This is a genomic window from Streptosporangium becharense, assembly GCF_014204985.1.
GTDB lineage: Bacteria > Actinomycetota > Actinomycetes > Streptosporangiales > Streptosporangiaceae > Streptosporangium > Streptosporangium becharense.
This window is the reverse complement of sequence record NZ_JACHMP010000001.1, coordinates 6,500,800-6,520,100: the sequence shown is the minus strand read 5'-3', so window position 1 is coordinate 6,520,100 and position 19,301 is coordinate 6,500,800. Positions and strand designations below refer to the sequence as shown.

Sequence of the window (19,301 nt, the reverse complement as noted above, 5' to 3'; positions counted from 1 at the left end):
GGCCACGACGGCCCCTGAGGCTTCCTGCGGGCTCCCGGCGGGCTTCCATGCACACTGGTAGCGTTCTGCACCACATAAACCGTTAGTCGGGTTTCGTCCAGGGGGTATCGTGGCACAGCCGCTCACGGCGGAAGATCCGCGGCGCCTGGGCGTGTTCGAGCTGACCGGACGACTCGGCGAGGGCGGCCAGGGCGTCGTCTACCTCGGCCGGGGGCCGGCGGACGAGCAGGTCGCCGTCAAGCTCCTCCACCACGGGCTGGCCGCCGACCCCGAGGCACGTGCCCGCTTCCTGCGCGAGGTGTCCGTCGCCCAGCGGGTGGCCCGGTTCTGCACCGCGTCGGTGCTCCACGCCGATCTCGCGGGCAGCCGGCCGTACATCGTGAGCGAGTACGTCCCCGGCCCCTCCCTGCGTCAGCTCGTCGGCCGGGAGGGACCGCGGCGCGGCGCCGCGCTGGAGCGCCTGGCCGTCAGCACGGCCACCGCGCTGACGGCGATCCACCGGGCCGGCATCCTGCACCGCGACTTCAAGCCCGCTAACGTGCTGATGGGCCCCGAGGGCCCGGTGGTGATCGACTTCGGCATCGCCAGAGCGCTGGACTCGCCGGGGATGACCGCGACCGGGATGGCGATGGGGACACCCTCCTACCTCGCTCCCGAGCAGCTCGGCCCGGGTGAGGTGACCCCCGCGGTCGACGTCTTCGCCTGGGGCGTCACCATGGTCTTCGCGGCGACCGGCACGCCCGCGTTCGGCGAGGAGTCGATCGCCGTCGTGATCAACCGGATCCTGAACGCGGAGCCGGAGCTGGGCGATCTGGAGGGGCCGCTGCGGGACCTGGTGTCCGCCAGCCTGTCGAAGGACCCGGCCCGACGCCCCACCGCGGATCAGCTCGTCAACCACCTGATGGGCGGCATCCCCGCCGTCCCCGCGCAGCCTCCCGCGTCATCCCGCCCCGCCCCGGGGTCCTCCGGCTCCCCCGCGTCATCCCATCCCGCACCCGGGTCTCCCCACTCCCCCGCGTCCGCCCACCTCGCACCCGGATCCCCCCACTCCCCCGCATCCGCTCCTCCCGCCGCCGCTTCGCGCGACGCCGGGCAGGACGTCCCGCATCCGGGCGGGCCACGTCAGGACCGGCCGGATGACGGCGGGATCCCGCGGGACGGCGTCCGGCGGGACGGCTCGGCGTCTTCCCCGCGAGGACGGCGGGCACTGCCGGTCGGGCTCCTGCTCTCCGGCGTGGCGGGCGTGGCCGCGCTCGCCGTGGCCGCCGGGGCCGTCGTGGTCCTGCGCGGCGACGGGAAGGCGTCGATGGCGCAGGCCGCCGTCACCACGGCGCCCGCCGCCGCCTCCCCGGGCGCCGGGGGGCGGCCGGACCCCGCGCGCGGCCCCGGCACCTCACCGACGGGCGGCGGGACACCCGCCCCCACCGAGTCCCGGGACGAGGAGCGGGCGGGGATCATCACACCCAGCGTGTCCCGCCAGACGGCACGCCCCTCCCCGCCCCGGGCGGGCGGCCCGGACCGGGCCACCGGGCGGCCGAGCGGGGGCCCGGGCGGGAAACCCTCGCAGAGCCCCGGACCGCGGTCCGGGGCCGGGCCGAGCCCGACCGCCACGTCCCCCTCGGCACCCAAACCGACGCCCGTGCCCACGACCGTCCCGAAGCCGACCCCGAAACCCACCCCGAAGCCCACCGTCACCGCCAGGCCCACCGCCGGCCCCACGACCACCGCCAAGCCGACCCCGAAACCCACGAGCGCAACGCAGAAGCTCAACCCGTACACGGCGACCGGCGTGTGCGGCAGCGGTTACAAGGTCGTCAACTCCAGAGCACTGGGTACCGTGGCGACCGTCTACCTGCTGTACAACTCCGGGGCGGGCAAGAACTGCGTCGTCACGATGTCCAAGTACGTGATCCCCGGCAAGATCTCGATGAACGCGATCCTCCAGGTGCAGGGCGGCGCGAGCGGGAGCAACCCCGGCGCGTTCACCTCGTACGCGGGCCCCGTGCGGCTGTCCGCCGCCAGGAAGTGCGTGATCTGGGGCGGGTCACACGGCTCGATCTCGTGGAAGAGCGGCTGGAGTCACTGCGGCTGAGCCGGCGGTCCCTCACCGTACGGGGCGTCTCCGCGGCGGGCCGGACCGGCCGCGGCCCGGACCGGCCACGCCGCCGCAGCGGGCTTCGACGGGCCGGGCCGCCGCAGCGGGCTTGGACGGGCCGGGCCCCCGCGGTGTCCTGCGGGCGGCCGACGGATCCTCAAGTCCTCACAGGACGATTCCAAGCCACTCGCAACTCGACCTTGACAGGCTTGGTCATCGTATGACCCAGCCTCGAGAGGGAAACGTGAGAAATATTCTTTTCAGGACGGCGGTGCTCAGTCCGCTGCTGGCCGCGCTCCTGGCCGGGCCCGCCCCGCTCGCCTCGGCCACCACCGGAGCCGTCACCGCCGCCGGCGGCTCCGCGGCTCAGGTCAGGGTGAGCGTGGGCAACGTCAAGGCCGGACCGGCCCGCTACTCGGGCGCCTGCCCCACCACGGTCGGCTTCTCCGCCAGCCTGGTGGCGCGCGGCTCCGGCACGGTGCGCTACCGCTGGGTCCGCAGTGACGGCACCCGTAGCGCCGTCAAGACCGTCACGGTCAAGGGCACCCGCAAACTCCTCGTCCGCGACCGGCAGACCTTCGACTGGGAGGCCCGCGGCTGGCAGGCCGTGGAGATCATCGGCAGGAAGGGCCTGTCCCGCAAGGCCCACTTCACCGTCGGCTGCGCCGGCAGCGAACCCGTCGTCTACGACGGCAGCCACCCGCTGCCGGCCACCCCACCGGCCCGGCCGCACACCCCGCAGTCCCCCCAGACCCCACAGGGCGGAGGCGGCGGACCGGAAACCCCCACCGAGCCGATCCGCGCCGCCGCCTCGGTCACCGCGCATCCGGCGACCTACAAGGGCCAGTGCCCGGCCACCGGGCAGCCGGTCCGCTTCAACGGGCTCATCCAGGTCTCCCAGCTGCCCGCCCGGGTCGGCTACCAGTGGATCGACAGCGCCGGCGGTGAGGGCCCCATCCAGCAGCTGGACTTCCCGGCCAACGGCCCGCGCAGCCGCCCGGTCGTCGTCACCCACCCGGTCAAGGCCACCTCCACCGGATGGAAGGCCATCCGGATCGTCAGCCCGTCCGGCATCGACTCGCCGCGGGCGACCTACAGCGTCACCTGCGACGACCCCGGCCCCGACCTGGTGGTGACGCCGGCCGCCGCGGTGGACAGGCCCACCTACACCGGCGCCTGCCCCACGACCCTGACCTTCACCGGCACGATCGCCGTCAACCGGGTCCCGGCCGAGGTGAGGTACCAGTGGCTCGACAGCGAGGGCGGCGCCGGCCCGGTCAACACGCTGTCCTTCACCGGCGCCCCGGGGGCCAAGGACGTCGTGCCGCACACGCTGACGGTCCGGGGCGACCGTGAGGTGCCCGTCGTCAAGGGCTCGGGCACCCTCAAGATCATCTCCCCGGTGACGGTCCCGGACACCGCACAGGCCGCCTTCACCGTCACCTGCACGGACCCGACGCCCCCGCCGACCAACACGGAGGTCACCGCCTCCGACATGAAGGTCGTCCCCGCCTCCCACAACGGGCCCTGTACCGGGCAGTACGGTCTGCGGCACGACGTGTCGGCGACGATCACGGTGACCAAGCCGATGACCGTCAAGTACGTGTGGGTCAACCAGCAGGGCCCCTGGCCCGGCCCTGATCCGGTGTCCGTGACGTTCGACAAGGCCGGGAGCAGGACCGTCTCCAACGTCTTCTTCCGCACCACCTCCCTCAAGGGGAGCATGCGCCTGCGGATCGTCGAGCCCGCGGGCGTGGCGGAGACCGAGCGCGCCGAGTTCGACACCGTCTGCACGAACTAGCCCGCCCTCGGGCGGCCCGGAGCCCGGTCCGAGGCACGGCCGGAAACCCGCTCGGGCGGGACCACGACCCTCCTGTGAGACCCGTCGCGAAGAGAGGACGACAGCGAGATGCCGGAGTGGTACCCGAAGATCTCCCAGCGGTGGAGCGACGGTCCCGCGCGCGCGGGGATGTGGGTGGCCGAGGAGAAGGTGCACGGCGCTCACCTCGCGCTGGTGACCGACGGCGTCCGGACGCGGGCGGCCCGCCGCCGGGGCATCCTGGACGAGAGCGAGCTGGACGTCTTCTTCGGGGTGGCCCGCATCTGGCCGCTCCTGGCCACCGCCGCCTCGACGGTCGCCCGGCGGGTGGGGCACAGCCTCGGCGGCGTGCGCGAGGTGGTCCTGTACGGCGAACTGGCCGGCGGCCACTACCCGCACCCGGAGGTAACGGCCGAGGACGGGGCCCAGCCGGTGCAGACCGGGATCTGGTACAGCCCGGGGCTGGTGTGGCTGGCGTTCGACGCGCTCGTCCACACCGCGGCCGGGCAGACCTGGCTGGGCCGTGCCGACCTGGAGGAGCACCTGGCCGGGACCGGGCTGCGCTGCGTCCCGCTGCTGAGACGGGGGCGGCGGGCCGAGGTGCAGGAGACCCCGGTGGAGTTCCCCACCGAGGTGCCCGCGCTGCTCGGCCTGCCGCCCCTGCCCGGCAACCTCGCCGAAGGGTACGTGGTCAAGCCGGCCGGTCGCTGGCCGGTGGAGGAGCACGGTCCGCGTCCGGTGCTGAAGGTCAAGCTCCCCGCCTTCGCGGAGGACTCCCGCTACGACGGTGCCAGGCCCTTCGTGCCTCCCGCCGACGGGGCGGCCGGGGTGCCCGGCTGGCTGCTGGCGGCGGCGGTCGACCGGCTCACCCCGCCGCGGGCGGCCTCGGCCCGCAGCAAGCTCGGCCCCGGTGCCGGTCCCGACGTGCTGGCGGCGGAGGTCCTCGCCGACCTGCTCGCCGACCTCTCCGAGGACCTGGGCGGCCTGGCGGACGACGAGCGCCGCCGCCTGGGCGACGCCCTGGCGCCGGGGGTGCGCCTGCTGGTCTCGGACCCGCCGGCCGTCTGATCCGGCCGGCCGCGTGACCCGGCCGGCCACCCGCTCCGTCGGCCGCGTGACCCCGCCGACCCACCGACCGTCTGATCCCACCGACCGTCTGATCCCGCCGACCGTCCGATCCCGTCGGCCGCGTGATGCCGCCGACCCGCCCCGCGGAGCGTTCTCGCAGCTCAGGGCAGGTGGGAGTGCACGTGTCCTGCAAGTGTCCGTCAACCGGGCCGGGTCACTGTTGCCTCCTCCCCCCAGGACACACGATCCACGAGGAGGCGACGATGAGGGACACGTGGGAGACGGCCGGTCCACCGGCCGTGCGGGACGGCGGCCGGACGGCGGCCCGTCCACAGCGGGGAATGGTCATCACGCTCGCGGTCTCCGGGCTGTGTGCCCTGGCGACCCTGGCGTTCGTCCTGGCGGGCAGCGGCGGCGACGGGTTCGGCCTGTCCGTCGCCCTGGGGGTGGCGCCCCTGCCCGTCCTGCTCGCCGCGGTGCTGGTGCTCGACCGGCTGGAACCGGAACCGCGGCTCCACCTGCTCTTCGCCTTCGTCTGGGGGGCGGGGATCGCGGTGGTCGTCTCCATCGGCCTGGAGACGGCCGGTGAGGCGACGGTCTCCGCGCTCGGCATGGGCCCGCAGGACGCGCGGACGGTGACCATGGTGGCGGTGGCCCCCGCGGTCGAGGAGGCGGCCAAGGGCGCCGCGCTGCTGTGGCTGCTGTGGCGGTGCCGTCACGAGCTGGACGGGCCGACCGACGGCATCGTCTACGCCTCCGTGGTGGCGCTGGGATTCGCCGCCGTGGAGAACGTCCTCTACTACTCCGCGGCGTTCGGCGTGGCCGGGACGGCGGCGACGGTGGCCACCTTCGTGCTGCGGGGAGTGCTCACCCCGCTCCTGCACCCGATCGCCACCTCGATGATCGGGCTCGGCGTCGCGCACGCGGTCACCGGACGCGGCGGGGGCCGCTTCGCGCTCATCCCGCTGGGTTACGCGGGAGCCGTGGTCCTGCACGGCATGTGGAACGGGGCCGCCGCGCTGAACTCCCCGGCCGCACTGGGCGTGGTGTACCTGGTCGGCGCGGTCGTCATCGCCGGCCTGGTCACCGTCGCGGTCCGGGAACGACGGCAACTGGTCACCGGGATCAGCCGCGACCTGCCGGCGTACGTGCCGACCGGGCTCGTCACCCCCGAGGACATCGGCATGCTGAGCTCGCCGCGCGTCCGCAGGCAGGCCCGGCGGTGGGCCGGGCGCCTCGGGGCCGGACGCGCGATGTCGGACTACCAGCGGGCCGCGACCGCGCTGGCCGCGCTCCACCACAGGGCCGGGCGTGACGCCCGGGTGTCACGGCGGTTCGCCGACGACCGCGACGCGCTGCTGGCGGTCATGGCGGCCTCCCGTGCCCATCTGGTGATCCGTTCCGCCGTGCCGCCGCGGACGCGGGGCTGCTCAGCGACCCCCGCTCTGGCCCTTCCTCTCGTCGGACCAGGCGAGTAGGGCCGCACCCAGGCCCGCGCCGACGGCGAGGCCGATCCCCATGCCCATGGCGAGGTTGCCCAGCAGAAGCCCCAGAGCGGGGCCCAGGGCGACTCCGATCGCGATCGCGATGGGCAGGCTGACGGCCGACCCGGGGGCGTGATTCTTCGACTTGTCGTCCATGCACCGTGACTTTCCCGGCGAAGGCGGAACATGCGTACGGATCTGGCGGGTGGACGGGCGATGGGCTACCGTGACTGGCGTGATCATCACGTCCGAGACTCCGCCCCGCGGCTGACCGCCGTCATGCTCGACGTCTCCGGCGCCGAATACCTGTCCCGGCGCGAGGCCATGCTCGCCAAGCTCGCCGAGCTCGACGCCGAGCACGCCAAGGCGGTGGCGGGCGGCGGCGGCAAGTACGTCGAGCGGCACCGCCGGCGGGGCAAGCTGCTCGCCCGGGAGCGGATCGAGCTGCTTCTCGACCCCGACTCGGCGTTCCTGGAGCTGTCGCCGCTGGCCGGCTGGGGCAGCGAGTTCCCCGTGGGGGCGAGCGTCGTCACCGGGATCGGGGTGATCGAGGGCGTCGAGTGCGTGATCGTCGCCAACGACCCGACCGTGCGGGGCGGCGCGTCCAACCCGTGGACCCTGCGCAAGACCCTCAGGGCGGCCGACATCGCCCTGGAGAACCGGTTGCCGCTGGTCAACCTGGTCGAGTCGGGCGGGGCGGACCTGCCGACGCAGAAGGAGATCTTCATCCCGGGCGGGCGGATCTTCCGTGACCTGACCCGCCTGTCCGCGGCCGGGATCCCCACGATCGCCCTCGTCTTCGGCAGCTCCACCGCCGGTGGGGCGTACGTCCCCGGGATGAGCGACCACGTGGTGATGGTCAGGGAACGCGCGAAGGTCTTCCTCGGCGGGCCGCCGCTGGTCAGGATGGCCACCGGCGAGGAGTCGGACGAGGAGTCGCTGGGCGGCGCGGAGATGCACGCCCGCGTCAGCGGCCTGGCCGACCACTTGGCCGCCGACGAGCACGACGCGCTGCGGATCGGGCGGCGGATCGTCCGGAGCCTGAACCACCGCAGGCTCGGCGCCGCGCCGCTTGCCGTGCGCGACCCGCTGCGTGAGGAGGACGAGCTGCTGGGCATCGTGCCGGAGGACCTGCGCATCCCGTTCGACCCGCGCGAGGTGATCGTACGGGTGGTGGACGGCAGCGAGTTCGACGAGTTCAAGCCGCTGTACGGCGGGAGCCTGGTGACCGGGTGGGCCCGGCTGCACGGCTACCCGGTCGGGATCCTCGCCAACGCCCGGGGTGTCCTGTTCAGCGAGGAGGCCCAGAAGGCCGCGCAGTTCATCCAGCTCGCCAACCGGACCCGCACCCCGCTGGTCTTCCTGCAGAACACCACCGGCTACATGGTCGGCAGGGAGTACGAGCAGGGCGGCATCATTAAACACGGCGCCATGATGATCAACGCGGTGTCCAACTCGACCGTCCCGCACATCACGATCGTCATGGGCGCCTCGTACGGGGCGGGCAACTACGGCATGTGCGGGCGGGCCTACGCCCCGCGGTTCCTGTTCTCCTGGCCGAGTGCGAAATCCGCCGTCATGGGGCCCGCCCAGCTCGCCGGGGTGTTGTCCATCGTCGGGCGTGCCGCGGCCGAGGCCCGAGGGCAGGTCTACGACGAGGAGGCCGACGCGGCGATGCGCCAGATGGTCGAGGCGCAGATCGAGGCCGAGTCGCTGCCGTTCTTCCTGTCCGGCCGTCTCTACGACGACGGGGTGATCGACCCCCGTGACACCCGCACGGTCCTCGGCCTGTGCCTGTCGGCCGTCAACAACGCCCCCGTCCCGGAGCCCGCGGGCTTCGGCGTCTTCCGGATGTGAGCCCGTGACCGTCCCCGGATGTGGCCCTTGAGCGTGATCGGCCGGCTCCTCGTCGCCAACCGGGGAGAGATCGCCCGGCGTGTCTTCCGTACCTGCCGCGACCTCGGCGTCGAGACCGTCGCGGTGTTCTCCGACGCCGACGCCCGCGCGCCGCACGCGGCCGAGGCCGACCACGCCGTGCGGCTGCCCGGCGTCACGCCCGCCGAGACGTACCTGTCGGTGGAGCGGATCGTCACGGCGGCCCTCCGGGCTGGGGCGGACGCGGTCCATCCCGGTTACGGGTTCCTCTCGGAGAACGCCGGTTTCGCGCGGGCCGTGCTGGAGGCCGGCCTGACCTGGGTGGGGCCTCCCCCGGAGGCGGTCGCCGCGATGGGCTCCAAGATCGAGGCCAAGGCGCTGATGGCCGCCGCCGGGGTCCCGGTGCTTCCGGATTTCACCGCGGAGCCCGGCTGCCCGGCGGCCGACCTGGAACGCGGGGCCGACGCCGTCCTCGCCGCATTGGGCGGGTCCGCGGCCGGGCCGCGGACCCCTCTTCTGGTGAAGGCCGCGGCCGGCGGCGGCGGGCGCGGGATGCGCGTGGTGCGGCGGGCCGGTGACCTGCTCGCGGCGGTCGAGTCGGCGCGCCGGGAGGCCGCGTCCGCGTTCGGGGACGGCGCGGTGTTCGTCGAACCGCTGCTGGAAGGCGCCCGGCACGTCGAGGTGCAGATTCTCGCCGACATCCACGGGACGGTGTGGGCACTGGGCGAGCGGGAGTGCTCGATCCAGCGGCGGCACCAGAAGGTGATCGAGGAGACGCCCTCGCCGGGGATCTCCGCGGCGGCCGGGGCACGGCTGCGCGAGGCGGCGGTCACGGCGGCCAGGGCCATCGGTTACGTCGGCGCCGGGACGGTCGAGTTCCTCGTCCGGGGTGACACGGTGGCGTTCCTGGAGATGAACACCCGCCTCCAGGTGGAGCACCCGGTGACCGAGTGCGTCCACGGCGTCGATCTCGTCGAGCTCCAGCTCCGGATCGCCGAGGGTGCCCGGTTGCCCGCCTCGCCGCCGGAGCCGTCGGGGCACGCCGTGGAGGCGCGGCTCTACGCCGAGGATCCGGCCCGCGGCTGGCTCCCGCAGAGCGGTGTCCTGCACCGCTTCGAGGTTCCCGGCGTGCGCTCCCGTTTCGAGGCTCCACCGGGCGGGCGGTACGGCCTGCGTCTCGACTCCGGGGTGGAGGACGGCTCGGAGATCGGCGTCCACTACGACCCGATGATCGCCAAGGTGGTCGCGTACGGCCCGACGCGCGGCCAGGCCGTGCGCGTGCTCGCCGCGGCCCTGGCGGGCGCCCGGATCCACGGTCCCGTCACCAACCGGGACCTGCTGGTGGAGGTCCTACGCCATCCGGCGTTCCTGGCGGGTGAGACCCACACCGGGTTCCTCGACGAGCACGCTCCGGCGGGACGGGTCCCCGACGCGGCGGCCCCTGATGAGGCGGCACCCGGTGGGGCGGCGGCCGGTGAGACCGCGCCTGATGAGACGGCACCCGGTGGGGCGGCGGCCGGTGAGACCGCGCCTGATGAGACGGCACCCGGTGAGGCGGCGTCTGCGGTTCGGGGGCACGGCGACCCCGGAAACCGCGGAAGCCATGGCGGGCCCGCCGACCGGGACGGCGCGGGTGACCGGCCGGGGACGCTGGAGCTGTCCGCCCTCGCCGCGGCGCTCGCACAGGCGGCGGCCAACCGGGCGGCGGCGCCCGTGCAGGCCACCCTGCCGAGCGGGTGGCGCAACGTGGTGTCGCAACCGCAGCGCGTCTCCTTCGCGGAGGCCGAGGTCGCCTACCGGATCACCCGGGACGGCCTGCGCGCCGAGGGATTCCCGGACACGACACTGGTCGGGGCGACGCCCTCATCGGTCGTCCTGGAGACCTCGGGGGTGCGGCACCGGTTCGCCGTCGCCCGCTACGCCGGGGCGACGCACGTCGACTCCCCGCTCGGCGCGGTGCGGCTCACCCCGCTGCCCCGGCTGCCCGAACCGGCCGAGCACGTGCCCGCGGGCTCCCTGCTGGCCCCCATGCCCGGTACGGTGCTGCGGGTCGACGTCGAGGCCGGTGCGGACGTCGGCGCGGGGCAGGTGGTCGTGGTGCTCGAAGCCATGAAGATGGAGCACCGGATCACCGCGCCCGTCGCGGGCACGGTGTCCGCGCTGAACGTGACGCCGGGCCGTCAGGTCGAGGCGGGAACCGTACTGGCCGTGATCGAGGAGCGGGGATGAGAGACGACGAGGACCGACCGGTGGAGCGGCTGGTGCGCAAGGAGGTGTCCGGAGGGGTCGCGACGATCACTCTCGACTCCCCCCGCAATCGCAACGCGCTGTCGGTGCGGCTGCTCGGCGACCTGGAGGACCGGCTCACCTGGGCCCTGGCCGAGGAGAGCGTGCGGGTGGTCGTGCTCACCGGCACCGGGCCGGTGTTCTGCGCGGGTGCCGACCTGAAGGAGCAGCGGCTCGCCCCCTCCGGCGCAGGTGAGGCGCCGGTGACCGCGTCGTTTCCGGAGATCATGAGGCTCGTCTGGGAGAGCCCGAAGCCCGTGGTCTGCCGCCTGAACGGCACCGCGCGGGCGGGCGGCCTGGGCCTGGTGGCAGCCTGCGACTTCGCGATCGCCCCCGATTCGGCGTCGTTCGCGTTCACCGAGGTACGGCTCGGCGTGGTGCCCGCGATGATCGCGGTGACCGTGCTGCGGCGACTCGACCCGCGTGCCGCGGCGGAGTACCTGCTCACCGGCGAGACCTTCGACGCCGCCCGTGCCCAGGAGATCGGGCTGCTCACCCGGGCCGTGCCCGAGGCGGAACTGGACGCGACGGTCGCCCACTACACCGGCATGCTGCTGCGCGGCGGCCCGGAGGCGCTCGCGCTCACCAAGCGGCTCGTGCGGACCGTGCCGGCGCTGAGCGTGGAGGAGGGCATGCGGCAGATGGCGGAGCTGTCCGCCCGGCGCTTCACCTCCGCCGAGGGACAGGAGGGCATCGCCGCCTTCATGGACAAGCGGCTCCCGTCGTGGGTTCCCACCGCCGGGGAGCCGGCCGAGGAGGCATGATGCTGCGCGTCGCCAACTGCTCCGGCTTCTACGGCGACCGGTTGTCGGCCGCCCGGGAGATGGTGGAGGGCGGCCCGATCGACGTGCTCACCGGCGACTGGCTCGCCGAGCTGACCATGCTGATCCTGGCGGGCAACCGGCTCAGGGGGCGTCCTGGGTACGCCACGACCTTCCTCACGCAGCTGGAGGAGGTGCTGGGGACGTGCCTGGACCGGGGAATCAAGATCGTCTCCAACGCGGGCGGGCTCGACCCCGCCGGGTGCGCAGGGGCGGTCGCCGAGCTGGCCGGACGCCTCGGGCTGAACGCGCGGGTCGCGCACGTCACCGGGGACGACCTCACCGGCCGCGACCTGGGCGGCGCGGTCAACCTCGACACCGGTGAGCCGCTGCCCGCGGCGCCGCTGACCGCCAACGCGTACCTGGGCGGGCGGCCCATCGCCGACGCCCTGTCCGCCGGCGCCGACGTGGTGGTGACCGGCCGGGTGACCGACGCCGCGCTGGTCACCGGACCGGGGATCTGGCGTTACGGCTGGGGCCCCGGCGACCACGACGCGCTGGCCGGGTCGATGGTCGCCGGGCACGTCATCGAGTGCGGCTGCCAGGCGACCGGCGGCAACTACGCGTTCTTCGCCGAGGTCCCGGACCCGGCCCGCTGCGGCTTCCCCCTGGTGGAGCTGGCGGAGGACGGCTCCAGTGTGGTCACCAAGCATCCCGGGACCGGCGGGCTGGTCTCGGTGGGCACCGTCACCGCACAGCTGCTGTACGAGATCGGCTCACCCCGCTACCTCGGCCCCGACGCGGTCGCGCGTTTCGACACGATCCGCCTGGAGCAGGAGGGGCCGGACCGGGTCCGGATCCGGGGAGTGCGCGGCGAGGCGCCGCCCGACACCCTCAAGGTCGCCGTCAACTACCTGGCCGGTCACCGCAACACCATGACACTGGTGCTGACCGGCCTGGACATCGAGGCCAAGGCGAGGCTGGCCGAGGAGGCCGTCTGGGCACGCGTCCCGAAGGAGTCGTTCGACCGGGTGCACGTGGAGCTCACCCCGCTCGCCGGGACGGCCCTGCTCCGGATCACCGTGATGGACGCCGACCGGAAGAAGGCGGGGCGGGCGTTCTCCTCCGCCGTGGTCGAGACGGCCCTGGCGAGCTATCCCGGCTGCTACGCCCTCACCCCTCCCGGGGACGCCTCGCCGTACGGGGTCTACTGGCCGACGCTCGTGCCGGCGGAGAGCGTACGGGCGCGCGTGTGGCTCGACGGCCGGGAGATCTCCGGCCCGCCCGGCGGCGGTGGATCCGGTGCCGCCCCTGTGGTGTGGGAGGCCGGTGCGGACCCCGCGGCCGGGACCGGTGCCCCGCCGGAACCCGATGAACGAGCCGGAGACGGCGAGCGGACCGGGGACGGCGAGCGGACCGTGCGGGCCGCGCTGGGGACCATCGTCGGCGCCCGTTCCGGCGACAAGGGGGGCGACGCCAACCTGGGGGTCTGGGTCCGCACGGCAGGGCAGTTCGAGTGGCTGGCCGCCTACCTGACGGCCGGACGCCTGGCGGAGTTGCTGCCGTCCACCGCCGGGCTCAGGATCGAGCGTTTCGAGCTGCCCAACCTGCTCGCCCTCAACTTCGTCGTCCACGGCCTGCTGGGCAGGGGCGTGGCCGCCAATCCCCGCCTCGACGCCCAGGCCAAGGCGCTCGGCGAGGAACTGCGTGCCCGGCTCGCCGACATCCCCGCCGAACTGCTGTGAGGCACCGGCCCCGCCGCGAGCGCCGTGGGTGCGCTGTTGACCGTCACCGGCGGCGGCCGTAGATTCACCTTCGCTAGAACATCATTCGGTTAAGGTGGACGCATGACTTCCCTGCACATCGACGTCACCGCGATCGACTTCGACGTACTCGGCGCCTGGATGGACGAGCAGGGCCTGCCGGGCGGGCCGTTCGAACAGGTCGCACCGGTGACCGGCGGCACCCAGAACGTGATGGTGCGCTTCACCCGGGGCGGCGCGGCGTACGTGCTCCGCAGGCCGCCGCTGCACCCGAGGGCCAGGAGCAACGAGGTGCTGCGCCGGGAGGCCCGGGTGCTCACGCTCCTGCGGGACACCCCGGTCCCGGCACCCCGCCTCGTCGCCGCCTGCACGGACGAGAATGTCATGGGTGCGGTCTTCTACCTGATGGAGCCGGTCGACGGGTTCAACGCCGCCGTCGGGCTGCCCGAGCCCCACGCGAGCGACCCCGCGATCCGGCACCGGATGGGCCTGGAGGCGGCCTCGGCCCTGACCGACCTGGGGCGGGTGGACCACCGGCCGCTGGACGGGTTCGGCCGGCCGGAGGGCTTCCTGGAGCGGCAGGTGCCCCGCTGGATGGGAGAACTGGACGGCTACGCGGCGCTGGAGGGCTACCCGGGTCCGGACATCCCCGGCCTGGAGGAGACGGCCGCCTGGCTGGAGCGGAACCGGCCGCGTGACTTCACGCCGGGGATCATGCACGGCGACTACCACCTGGCCAACCTCATGTTCGCCTGCGACGGTCCCAGGGTGGCCGCGATCGTCGACTGGGAGATGTGCACGGTGGGCGACCCGCTGGTGGACCTGGGGTGGCTGCTCGCGACCTGGCCCTCCCCCGACGGCACGAGCGCGCTGTACGGCGGCGTCACCGGGCTGGCCACGACCGCGGAACTCGTCGAGTGCTACGCGGCGCTGTCGGACCGCGACGTCTCGGCCGCCGACTGGTACGCGGTGCTGGCCTGCTTCAAGCTCGGCATCGTCCTGGAGGGCACCCACGCGCGGGCGTGCGCGGGCAGGGCCCCCAAGGAGCTCGGAGACCTGCTGCACGCGACCACACTGAACCTGTTCGCCCGTGCCCGCGCCTTCATGTGAGACCCGCGCGGCCCGGGACCGTGCCGTCGCCGCACACCCCTCGGGGAGAAACCACACGGTCTCGGGGACAAACTACACATCCCACGGGATAAACCACACAGTCCGAGGGACAAAAAGTCACAATCGCTTGATTAGCCTCACAAGATCATGCGATTCTCTGTCGGGACGGAGGTGACGCACGATGCTGGACACGCTGTCCTGCCTGGAGAGGTTCGTCGCCGCGGTGCGGCACCACGCGGACCTGACCGTGCAGCGGCTCTCCTTCGGCGACCCCGCCTACGTGTGCGTCCGCAACCGCTTCAGCAGCACCCTGATGGAGACCGTGACCTGTTCGCAGGACGGCGGCTTCATCACCTCGTGGGGCTACCGGCTCGGATCCGCGGACAACGTCGAGGACGCCGCGGCACGGCTGGCCTTCCTGCTCGCGGCCCTGCCCAGCCGGGGCTGACTCTTCCGCTCGCGGCCCTGCCCAGCCGGGGTTGCCCCTCCCGGCCCCGGCCGATGCCGCCGGGGCACCCGGGGCGCCCCGGACCGCCGCCGGAATCCACCGCGGCGCTCCACCCTTCGGGCCGGGGAACGTGTCAGGAGACCTCGGCCGGGTCGGCGGGGAAGGCGGAGGGATCGAGGCCGACCTCCCGGGCGGCGGCGACCCGGGCGTGGTGGAGCAGCCGCGACCTGGACATGTTGCCGGCGTGCAGGGTGTAGCGGACGACGAGGCCGTCGAGCATGCCGTCGATCCGCTCGGCCGACCCCTGGGGGTCGTCGCAGGCGAACTCGCCCGCGGCCACGCCCTCGGCGATCACCCGGCCGAGGATGTCGATCCAGACCCCCTCCAGCTCCAGCAGGATCGTCCGGACGGACTCCTCGCGCACCCCGACCGCCCAGGCGTCCAGCCAGAGGATCCAGCTCTGGTCGGAGCGGGAGGCGGGGATGTAGAAGCGCAGGACGCGGTCGAGGCGCTGGATCGCGCTGCCCGGCTCGGCGGCGATCTCCCGGAGCCGCTGGACCTCCGCGTCGCTGGTGCTGCGGAGCATCTCGGTGATGAGGTCGTCCTTGGTGGCGAAGTGGTAGTGGACCAGCCCGCCACTCACGTTGGTCGCCCTGGCGATGTCGGCGACACGGGTGCTGGCCAGCCCCCGCTCCAGCACCACCCGCCTGGCGGCCTCGAGCAGCTCCGCTCGCCGCTGGTCGGCCTGGTCGGCGCGGCTGCTACGCGCCCCTCCTCCGCTGTGCACTGCGCAAGACTACAGCAGCGCGGGGCCGTGATCTCAATACTACTGATTGGCTAATCAGTCAATAGTCCGGTTCCGTCCCGGCCGTCTCATCCGGCAGCCCGGCGGACGGGACGGAGCCAGGACAGGGCCGGGCCGGAACCGTCCCGCCGGAAGGTCAGCCGCACCGGTACAGCGGCGACTGACCCGTGGCGCCGCCGTACTCCGCGGCCACCACGGCGGTGCAGTTGGCCCGCACCCACTCGGTCACCCCGGTGTCGCCGCCACCCCCGGGACCGCCCCGGCCGCCGCCGGTCATGACGTACCTGAGCCGACCGGAGGAGACCAGCGAGGCGAGCCGGTCCACGGTCATCGCCGGGTCGCCGCCGGTGAAACCGCCCATGGCGATGACGGGCAGTCCGGTCGACAGGATGACGGACGAGGCGCTCTGCGCGCTGCCCACCGCGACCAGCCAGGTCGCGCTCCCCCGGTTCCTCCTGAGGTATTCGATCATCCGCTGGTCGACGGCCCCGCCGGGACCGCCCCGCATGCCGTCCACCGGCCCGTCCACCGGCCCGTCCGTCGGCCCGTCCGTCGGCATGGACGGCTGCCCGGCACCGCCGGACACACCCTCCGGGGCATCCTGCCCGGCCCCGGCGGGGAGGTCGCCGTCGCCGGGAACCTGGTCCGTTCCGTCCGGCCGGGCACCACCGGGGAAGCGCCCGCGCATGCCCCCGAACCCGGGACCGCTCCCAGCGGGACCCGCGGTGGGGTTGGTGCCGTTGACCGGGGAGCCGAGCGGGGTCAGCGCGTAGGCGGCCGGACCGGCGAGGGCCGCGAGCGTCCCGGCCGTCAGGGCGACCGCGGCGACGCGCGTCCTGAGCCCGTGCCCCAGCCGGGCCAGGACGAGCCCGGCCACGGCCGCCGCCGAGACCCCCGCGACGGCCCACGCCAGCCAGGGCACGAAGTCCTCGGTGCGGCGCAGCACGGTGAACGCCCACGCCCCGGTGACCGCGATCCCCGCCGGGAGCACCCACGACCACACCGGGGAGTCCCGGTACGCCCGCCACAGGAGCGTCCCGCCGAGCCCGGTCAGCGCGGCGACGGCCGGGGCCATCGCGGTGGTGTAGTACGGGTGGAAGGTGCCGCTGGAGAAGCTGAACACCGCGTAGTGGACGGCGAGCCAGCCGCCCCACAGCAGCAGCGCGGCCCGGGTGCCGCGCGCGTCCCGGAGCGGCCGGCGCACGGTCAGCACCAGCCCCGCGACCAGGGCGAGCACGGCGAAGGGCAGCAGCCAGGAGATCTGCCCGGCCATGATGTCGTTGAACAGGCGTCCCGCACCCGGCTCGCCGCCGAACCCTCCCCCGCGACCGCCGCCGGGACCACCGCCGCCGAAGATCCGGCCGAGGCCGTTGTAGCCGACGACGAGGTCCCGGACGGAGTTGTCGGTGCTGCCGCCGACGTAGGGGCGGCTCGACGCGGGCCACAGGTCGACGATCACCATCCACCAGCCGCTGGCGGCCACCAGCACCGCCCCGGCCGCCGACAGTCGCCCGAGGCGGCGCCACGGCGTGCCCGGCGCCATGGCCAGGTGGACGAGGGTGAAGGCGGGCAGCACCAGGTACGCCTGGAGCATCTTGGTGTTGAACGCCAGCCCGACGAGCAGCGCCGTGGTCAGGAGGGCACGCAGCCGCCCGGTGCGGGTCGCCTCCTGGCAGAACCAGGCGGCGAGCACCAGCAGCAGGACGAGGACGGTGTCGGGGTTGTTGTCCCGGTCGATGGCCACGGTGATCGGGGTCAGCGTCATCACCAGGGCGGCGACCGACGCCGCCGCGTGCCCGTACCCGCCGGGCAGTGCACGCCGGACGGCCGAGTGGACCACGGCGACCGCGGCGACCCCGGCGAGGGCCTGGGGCACGAGCATGCTCCACGTGCCGAATCCGAAGATCCTCGCCGACAGTCCCATCACCCAGAGCGCGAACGGCGGCTTGTCCACGGTGATGAACGACCCGGCGTCCAGGGCACCGAAGAAGAACGCCTTCCAGCTCCGCGTGCCCGACAGGATCGCGGCGGAATAGTAGTCGTTGGCGTGACCGTTCTGCCCGAGCCCCCACAGGTGGAGGACGGCGGCCAGCGCCAGCACCCCCCACAGGGCGGGCCTCGCCCACCGGGGGTCGCCGGGGCGGCCGAGGAACACCCGGCGTGCGGCGTCCCCCGCCCCGGCCGTCCGCGACGGGAGTCCCACCGCGCCGGACGTCGCCGTCGGGCCCGCCGGGTCCGGGACGGTCACGGACGCCCCCACCGCGCCGGGGCCCGCTGTGGGCGGGCCCGCCGGGTCCGGGACGGTCGCGGGCGGCTCCGCGTCGTGCGCGGCGCCGATGGTCATCGGCCGGCCTCCTTCGTCCGGCGCGGGTTGAAGACCCAGGTGCGCAGAAGCAGGAAACGGACCAGGGTGGCCAGAGCGTTGGCCACCACGACCGCGACGACCTCGGTCGCGGTGGAGGCGCCGGGCGCCAGGAGGGTGAGCAGGGCCAGGCCGCCGGTGCTGAGCAGCAGGCCGATGAGGAGGGCCAGGCCGCCTTCGAGCTGGTGACGCAGCGCTCCGGCCCGTCCGACGACGCCGAAGGTGAAACGGCGGTTGGCGGCGGTGTTGGCGACGGCGGTGACGAACAGGGCCAGGCCGTTGGCCGCCACGGCGGGCAGCACCGTCCGCAGGGTGACGAACAGGCCCAGGTGCGCCAGCGTGCAGAGCACGCCGATGACGGCGAAGACGGGCAGCTGACGCGCCATGCCCCGGGGCAGCCGAGCCCGCTGCACCCGCGGCGGCACCGGGATCCGCACCGCCCCCGACAGTGTCCTGCGTGCCACCCTCGCCATCCCCCTGAGGTCGTCCTTGGCGGTCTTCACGATGTCCACGCGACTGTCGGGGTCGTCCACCCAGTCGACCGGCACCTCGTGGATGCGCAGGCCGTGCCGCTCGGCCAGGAGCAGCAGCTCGGTGTCGAAGAACCACTCCTCGTCCTCGACCGCGGGCAGCAGCGCCTGCGCGATCTCGGTGCGGGCCGCCTTGAACCCGCACTGGGCGTCGGAGAACCGGGCCCCCATCGCCGACCTGAGCAGCAGGTTGTACGTCCGCGAGATGAACTCCCGCTTCGGCCCGCGGACCACGTTGGCGCCCTTCGACAGCCGGGTGCCGATGGCCAGGTCGCTGTGGCCGGACAGCAACGGGGCCACCAGCGGCAGGAACGCGTCGAGGTCGGTGGAGAGGTCGACGTCCATGTATCCGACCACGTCGGCGTCGCTCTCGGACCACACCCTGCGCAGTGCCCGCCCCCGCCCCTTGGCGTCCAGGTGGACGGCGCGCACGTGCGGCAGCTCACGGCCGAGGGCGGTGGCGATCCGCCAGGTGGCGTCGGTGCTGGCGTTGTCGGCGATGGTGATGCGGAAGCCGTAGGGGAAGGTCCCCGTCAGGTAGGCATGCAGGCGGCGGACGCTCCCGGCGAGCACCCGCTGCTCGTTGTACACGGGGACCACGATCTCGACCAGCCGGGTGCGTGGCGGTGCCGTCAGCCGTCCCACGGCGTCTCCCCGGGACGGCGGTTCGGTTCTCTCATGCCGCCAGGGTCATCAGGTGATCTTGAGTGGGCCTGAGGCGTTCGTTAACGCCGGGTGAGAAACCGGGGCCGGTCCCGCGGCGGCCCGGAGACCACCGGCCGGACCGGCCGCCGGTCGCGGTCACGCACCCGAGCAGGGGACGCGGTGATCCGCGGAAGCCGCCGCGGACGACGGCCGGACCACCCGCGCTCGCGGAGGGTGTGGAGGGCACGAC

At 74.0% G+C, this 19,301-nt stretch carries 14 protein-coding genes; 10 read left to right on the top strand and 4 right to left on the bottom strand.

Going from position 1 to position 19,301, the window contains the following annotated elements:
- Positions 1–109 precede the first annotated feature (109 nt).
- The 4 genes from F4562_RS34335 (at position 110) to F4562_RS28405 (ending at position 6,460) form a co-directional block, all read left to right on the top strand.
- Complete coding sequence (locus F4562_RS34335; protein ID WP_311733982.1) at positions 110–2,092, top strand: serine/threonine-protein kinase; 1,983 nt, start codon at positions 110–112, stop codon at positions 2,090–2,092.
- 247 nt (positions 2,093–2,339) lie between these two features.
- Positions 2,340–3,896 (top strand): hypothetical protein, encoded by a 1,557-nt coding sequence (locus F4562_RS28415; protein WP_184541389.1) that lies wholly within the window; start codon positions 2,340–2,342, stop codon positions 3,894–3,896.
- A 108-nt stretch (positions 3,897–4,004) separates the two neighbouring features.
- Positions 4,005–4,982, top strand: coding sequence for an RNA ligase family protein (locus tag F4562_RS28410; protein ID WP_184541390.1), 978 nt, complete (start codon positions 4,005–4,007; stop codon positions 4,980–4,982).
- Positions 4,983–5,245: 263 nt separating this feature from the next.
- Complete coding sequence (locus F4562_RS28405) at positions 5,246–6,460, top strand: PrsW family intramembrane metalloprotease (RefSeq protein ID WP_184541391.1); 1,215 nt, start codon at positions 5,246–5,248, stop codon at positions 6,458–6,460.
- On the opposite strand, the gene F4562_RS28400 is transcribed toward F4562_RS28405, so the two are convergent.
- Positions 6,413–6,622, bottom strand: coding sequence for a hypothetical protein (locus tag F4562_RS28400; RefSeq protein ID WP_184541392.1), 210 nt, complete (start codon positions 6,620–6,622; stop codon positions 6,413–6,415). The genes F4562_RS28405 and F4562_RS28400 overlap by 48 nt on opposite strands.
- Before the next feature lie 123 nt (positions 6,623–6,745).
- On the opposite strand from F4562_RS28400, the gene F4562_RS28395 reads away from it, so the two are divergent.
- The 6 genes from F4562_RS28395 to F4562_RS28370 all read left to right on the top strand — a co-directional run bounded on the left by F4562_RS28395 (position 6,746) and on the right by F4562_RS28370 (position 14,709).
- Positions 6,746–8,323: an acyl-CoA carboxylase subunit beta gene (locus tag F4562_RS28395; RefSeq protein ID WP_184541782.1), complete on the top strand. Its 1,578-nt coding sequence runs from the start codon at positions 6,746–6,748 to the stop codon at positions 8,321–8,323.
- A gap of 18 nt (positions 8,324–8,341) precedes the next feature.
- Positions 8,342–10,570: an acetyl/propionyl/methylcrotonyl-CoA carboxylase subunit alpha gene (locus tag F4562_RS28390; protein WP_221206916.1), complete on the top strand. Its 2,229-nt coding sequence runs from the start codon at positions 8,342–8,344 to the stop codon at positions 10,568–10,570.
- Positions 10,567–11,391: an enoyl-CoA hydratase-related protein gene (locus F4562_RS28385; protein ID WP_184541393.1), complete on the top strand. Its 825-nt coding sequence runs from the start codon at positions 10,567–10,569 to the stop codon at positions 11,389–11,391. The genes F4562_RS28390 and F4562_RS28385 overlap by 4 nt, the downstream gene beginning before the upstream one ends.
- Entirely contained in the window at positions 11,391–13,133 is a 1,743-nt protein-coding gene (locus F4562_RS28380) for an acyclic terpene utilization AtuA family protein (protein ID WP_221206991.1), read from the top strand. The genes F4562_RS28385 and F4562_RS28380 overlap by 1 nt, the downstream gene beginning before the upstream one ends.
- Before the next feature lie 102 nt (positions 13,134–13,235).
- Positions 13,236–14,261, top strand: a complete 1,026-nt coding sequence (locus F4562_RS28375) for a phosphotransferase family protein (protein WP_184541395.1) — start codon at positions 13,236–13,238, stop codon at positions 14,259–14,261.
- 181 nt (positions 14,262–14,442) lie between these two features.
- Positions 14,443–14,709, top strand: a complete 267-nt coding sequence (locus tag F4562_RS28370) for a hypothetical protein (RefSeq protein ID WP_184541396.1) — start codon at positions 14,443–14,445, stop codon at positions 14,707–14,709.
- Between the two features lie 133 nt (positions 14,710–14,842).
- Here the strand turns inward: F4562_RS28370 and F4562_RS28365 are convergent, their stop codons facing one another.
- The 3 genes from F4562_RS28365 to F4562_RS28355 form a co-directional block, all read right to left on the bottom strand.
- Complete coding sequence (locus F4562_RS28365; protein ID WP_184541397.1) at positions 14,843–15,496, bottom strand: TetR/AcrR family transcriptional regulator; 654 nt, start codon at positions 15,494–15,496, stop codon at positions 14,843–14,845.
- 154 nt (positions 15,497–15,650) lie between these two features.
- Entirely contained in the window at positions 15,651–17,858 is a 2,208-nt protein-coding gene (locus tag F4562_RS28360) for an ArnT family glycosyltransferase (protein ID WP_184541398.1), read from the bottom strand.
- The gene (locus F4562_RS28355; RefSeq protein WP_184541399.1) at positions 17,855–19,051 is read right to left on the bottom strand and encodes a bifunctional glycosyltransferase family 2/GtrA family protein; all 1,197 of its coding nucleotides are present in this window, start codon (positions 19,049–19,051) and stop codon (positions 17,855–17,857) included. Before F4562_RS28355 ends, F4562_RS28360 begins: the two co-directional genes overlap by 4 nt.
- Positions 19,052–19,301: the final 250 nt, after the last annotated feature.

Excerpts from the sequence above, each read along its gene's own strand:
- F4562_RS28410 (WP_184541390.1), top strand. The coding sequence starts at position 4,005 with ATGCCGGAGTGGTACCCGAAGATCTCCCAGCGGTGGAGCGACGGTCCC.
- F4562_RS28405 (WP_184541391.1), top strand. The coding sequence starts at position 5,246 with ATGAGGGACACGTGGGAGACGGCCGGTCCACCGGCCGTGCGGGACGGC.
- F4562_RS28400 (WP_184541392.1), bottom strand. The coding sequence starts at position 6,622 with ATGGACGACAAGTCGAAGAATCACGCCCCCGGGTCGGCCGTCAGCCTG.
- F4562_RS28395 (WP_184541782.1), top strand. The coding sequence starts at position 6,746 with ATGCTCGACGTCTCCGGCGCCGAATACCTGTCCCGGCGCGAGGCCATG.
- F4562_RS28390 (WP_221206916.1), top strand. The coding sequence starts at position 8,342 with ATGTGGCCCTTGAGCGTGATCGGCCGGCTCCTCGTCGCCAACCGGGGA.
- F4562_RS28385 (WP_184541393.1), top strand. The coding sequence starts at position 10,567 with ATGAGAGACGACGAGGACCGACCGGTGGAGCGGCTGGTGCGCAAGGAG.
- F4562_RS28380 (WP_221206991.1), top strand. The coding sequence starts at position 11,391 with ATGCTGCGCGTCGCCAACTGCTCCGGCTTCTACGGCGACCGGTTGTCG.
- F4562_RS28375 (WP_184541395.1), top strand. The coding sequence starts at position 13,236 with ATGACTTCCCTGCACATCGACGTCACCGCGATCGACTTCGACGTACTC.
- F4562_RS28370 (WP_184541396.1), top strand. The coding sequence starts at position 14,443 with ATGCTGGACACGCTGTCCTGCCTGGAGAGGTTCGTCGCCGCGGTGCGG.
- F4562_RS28360 (WP_184541398.1), bottom strand. The coding sequence starts at position 17,858 with ATGACCATCGGCGCCGCGCACGACGCGGAGCCGCCCGCGACCGTCCCG.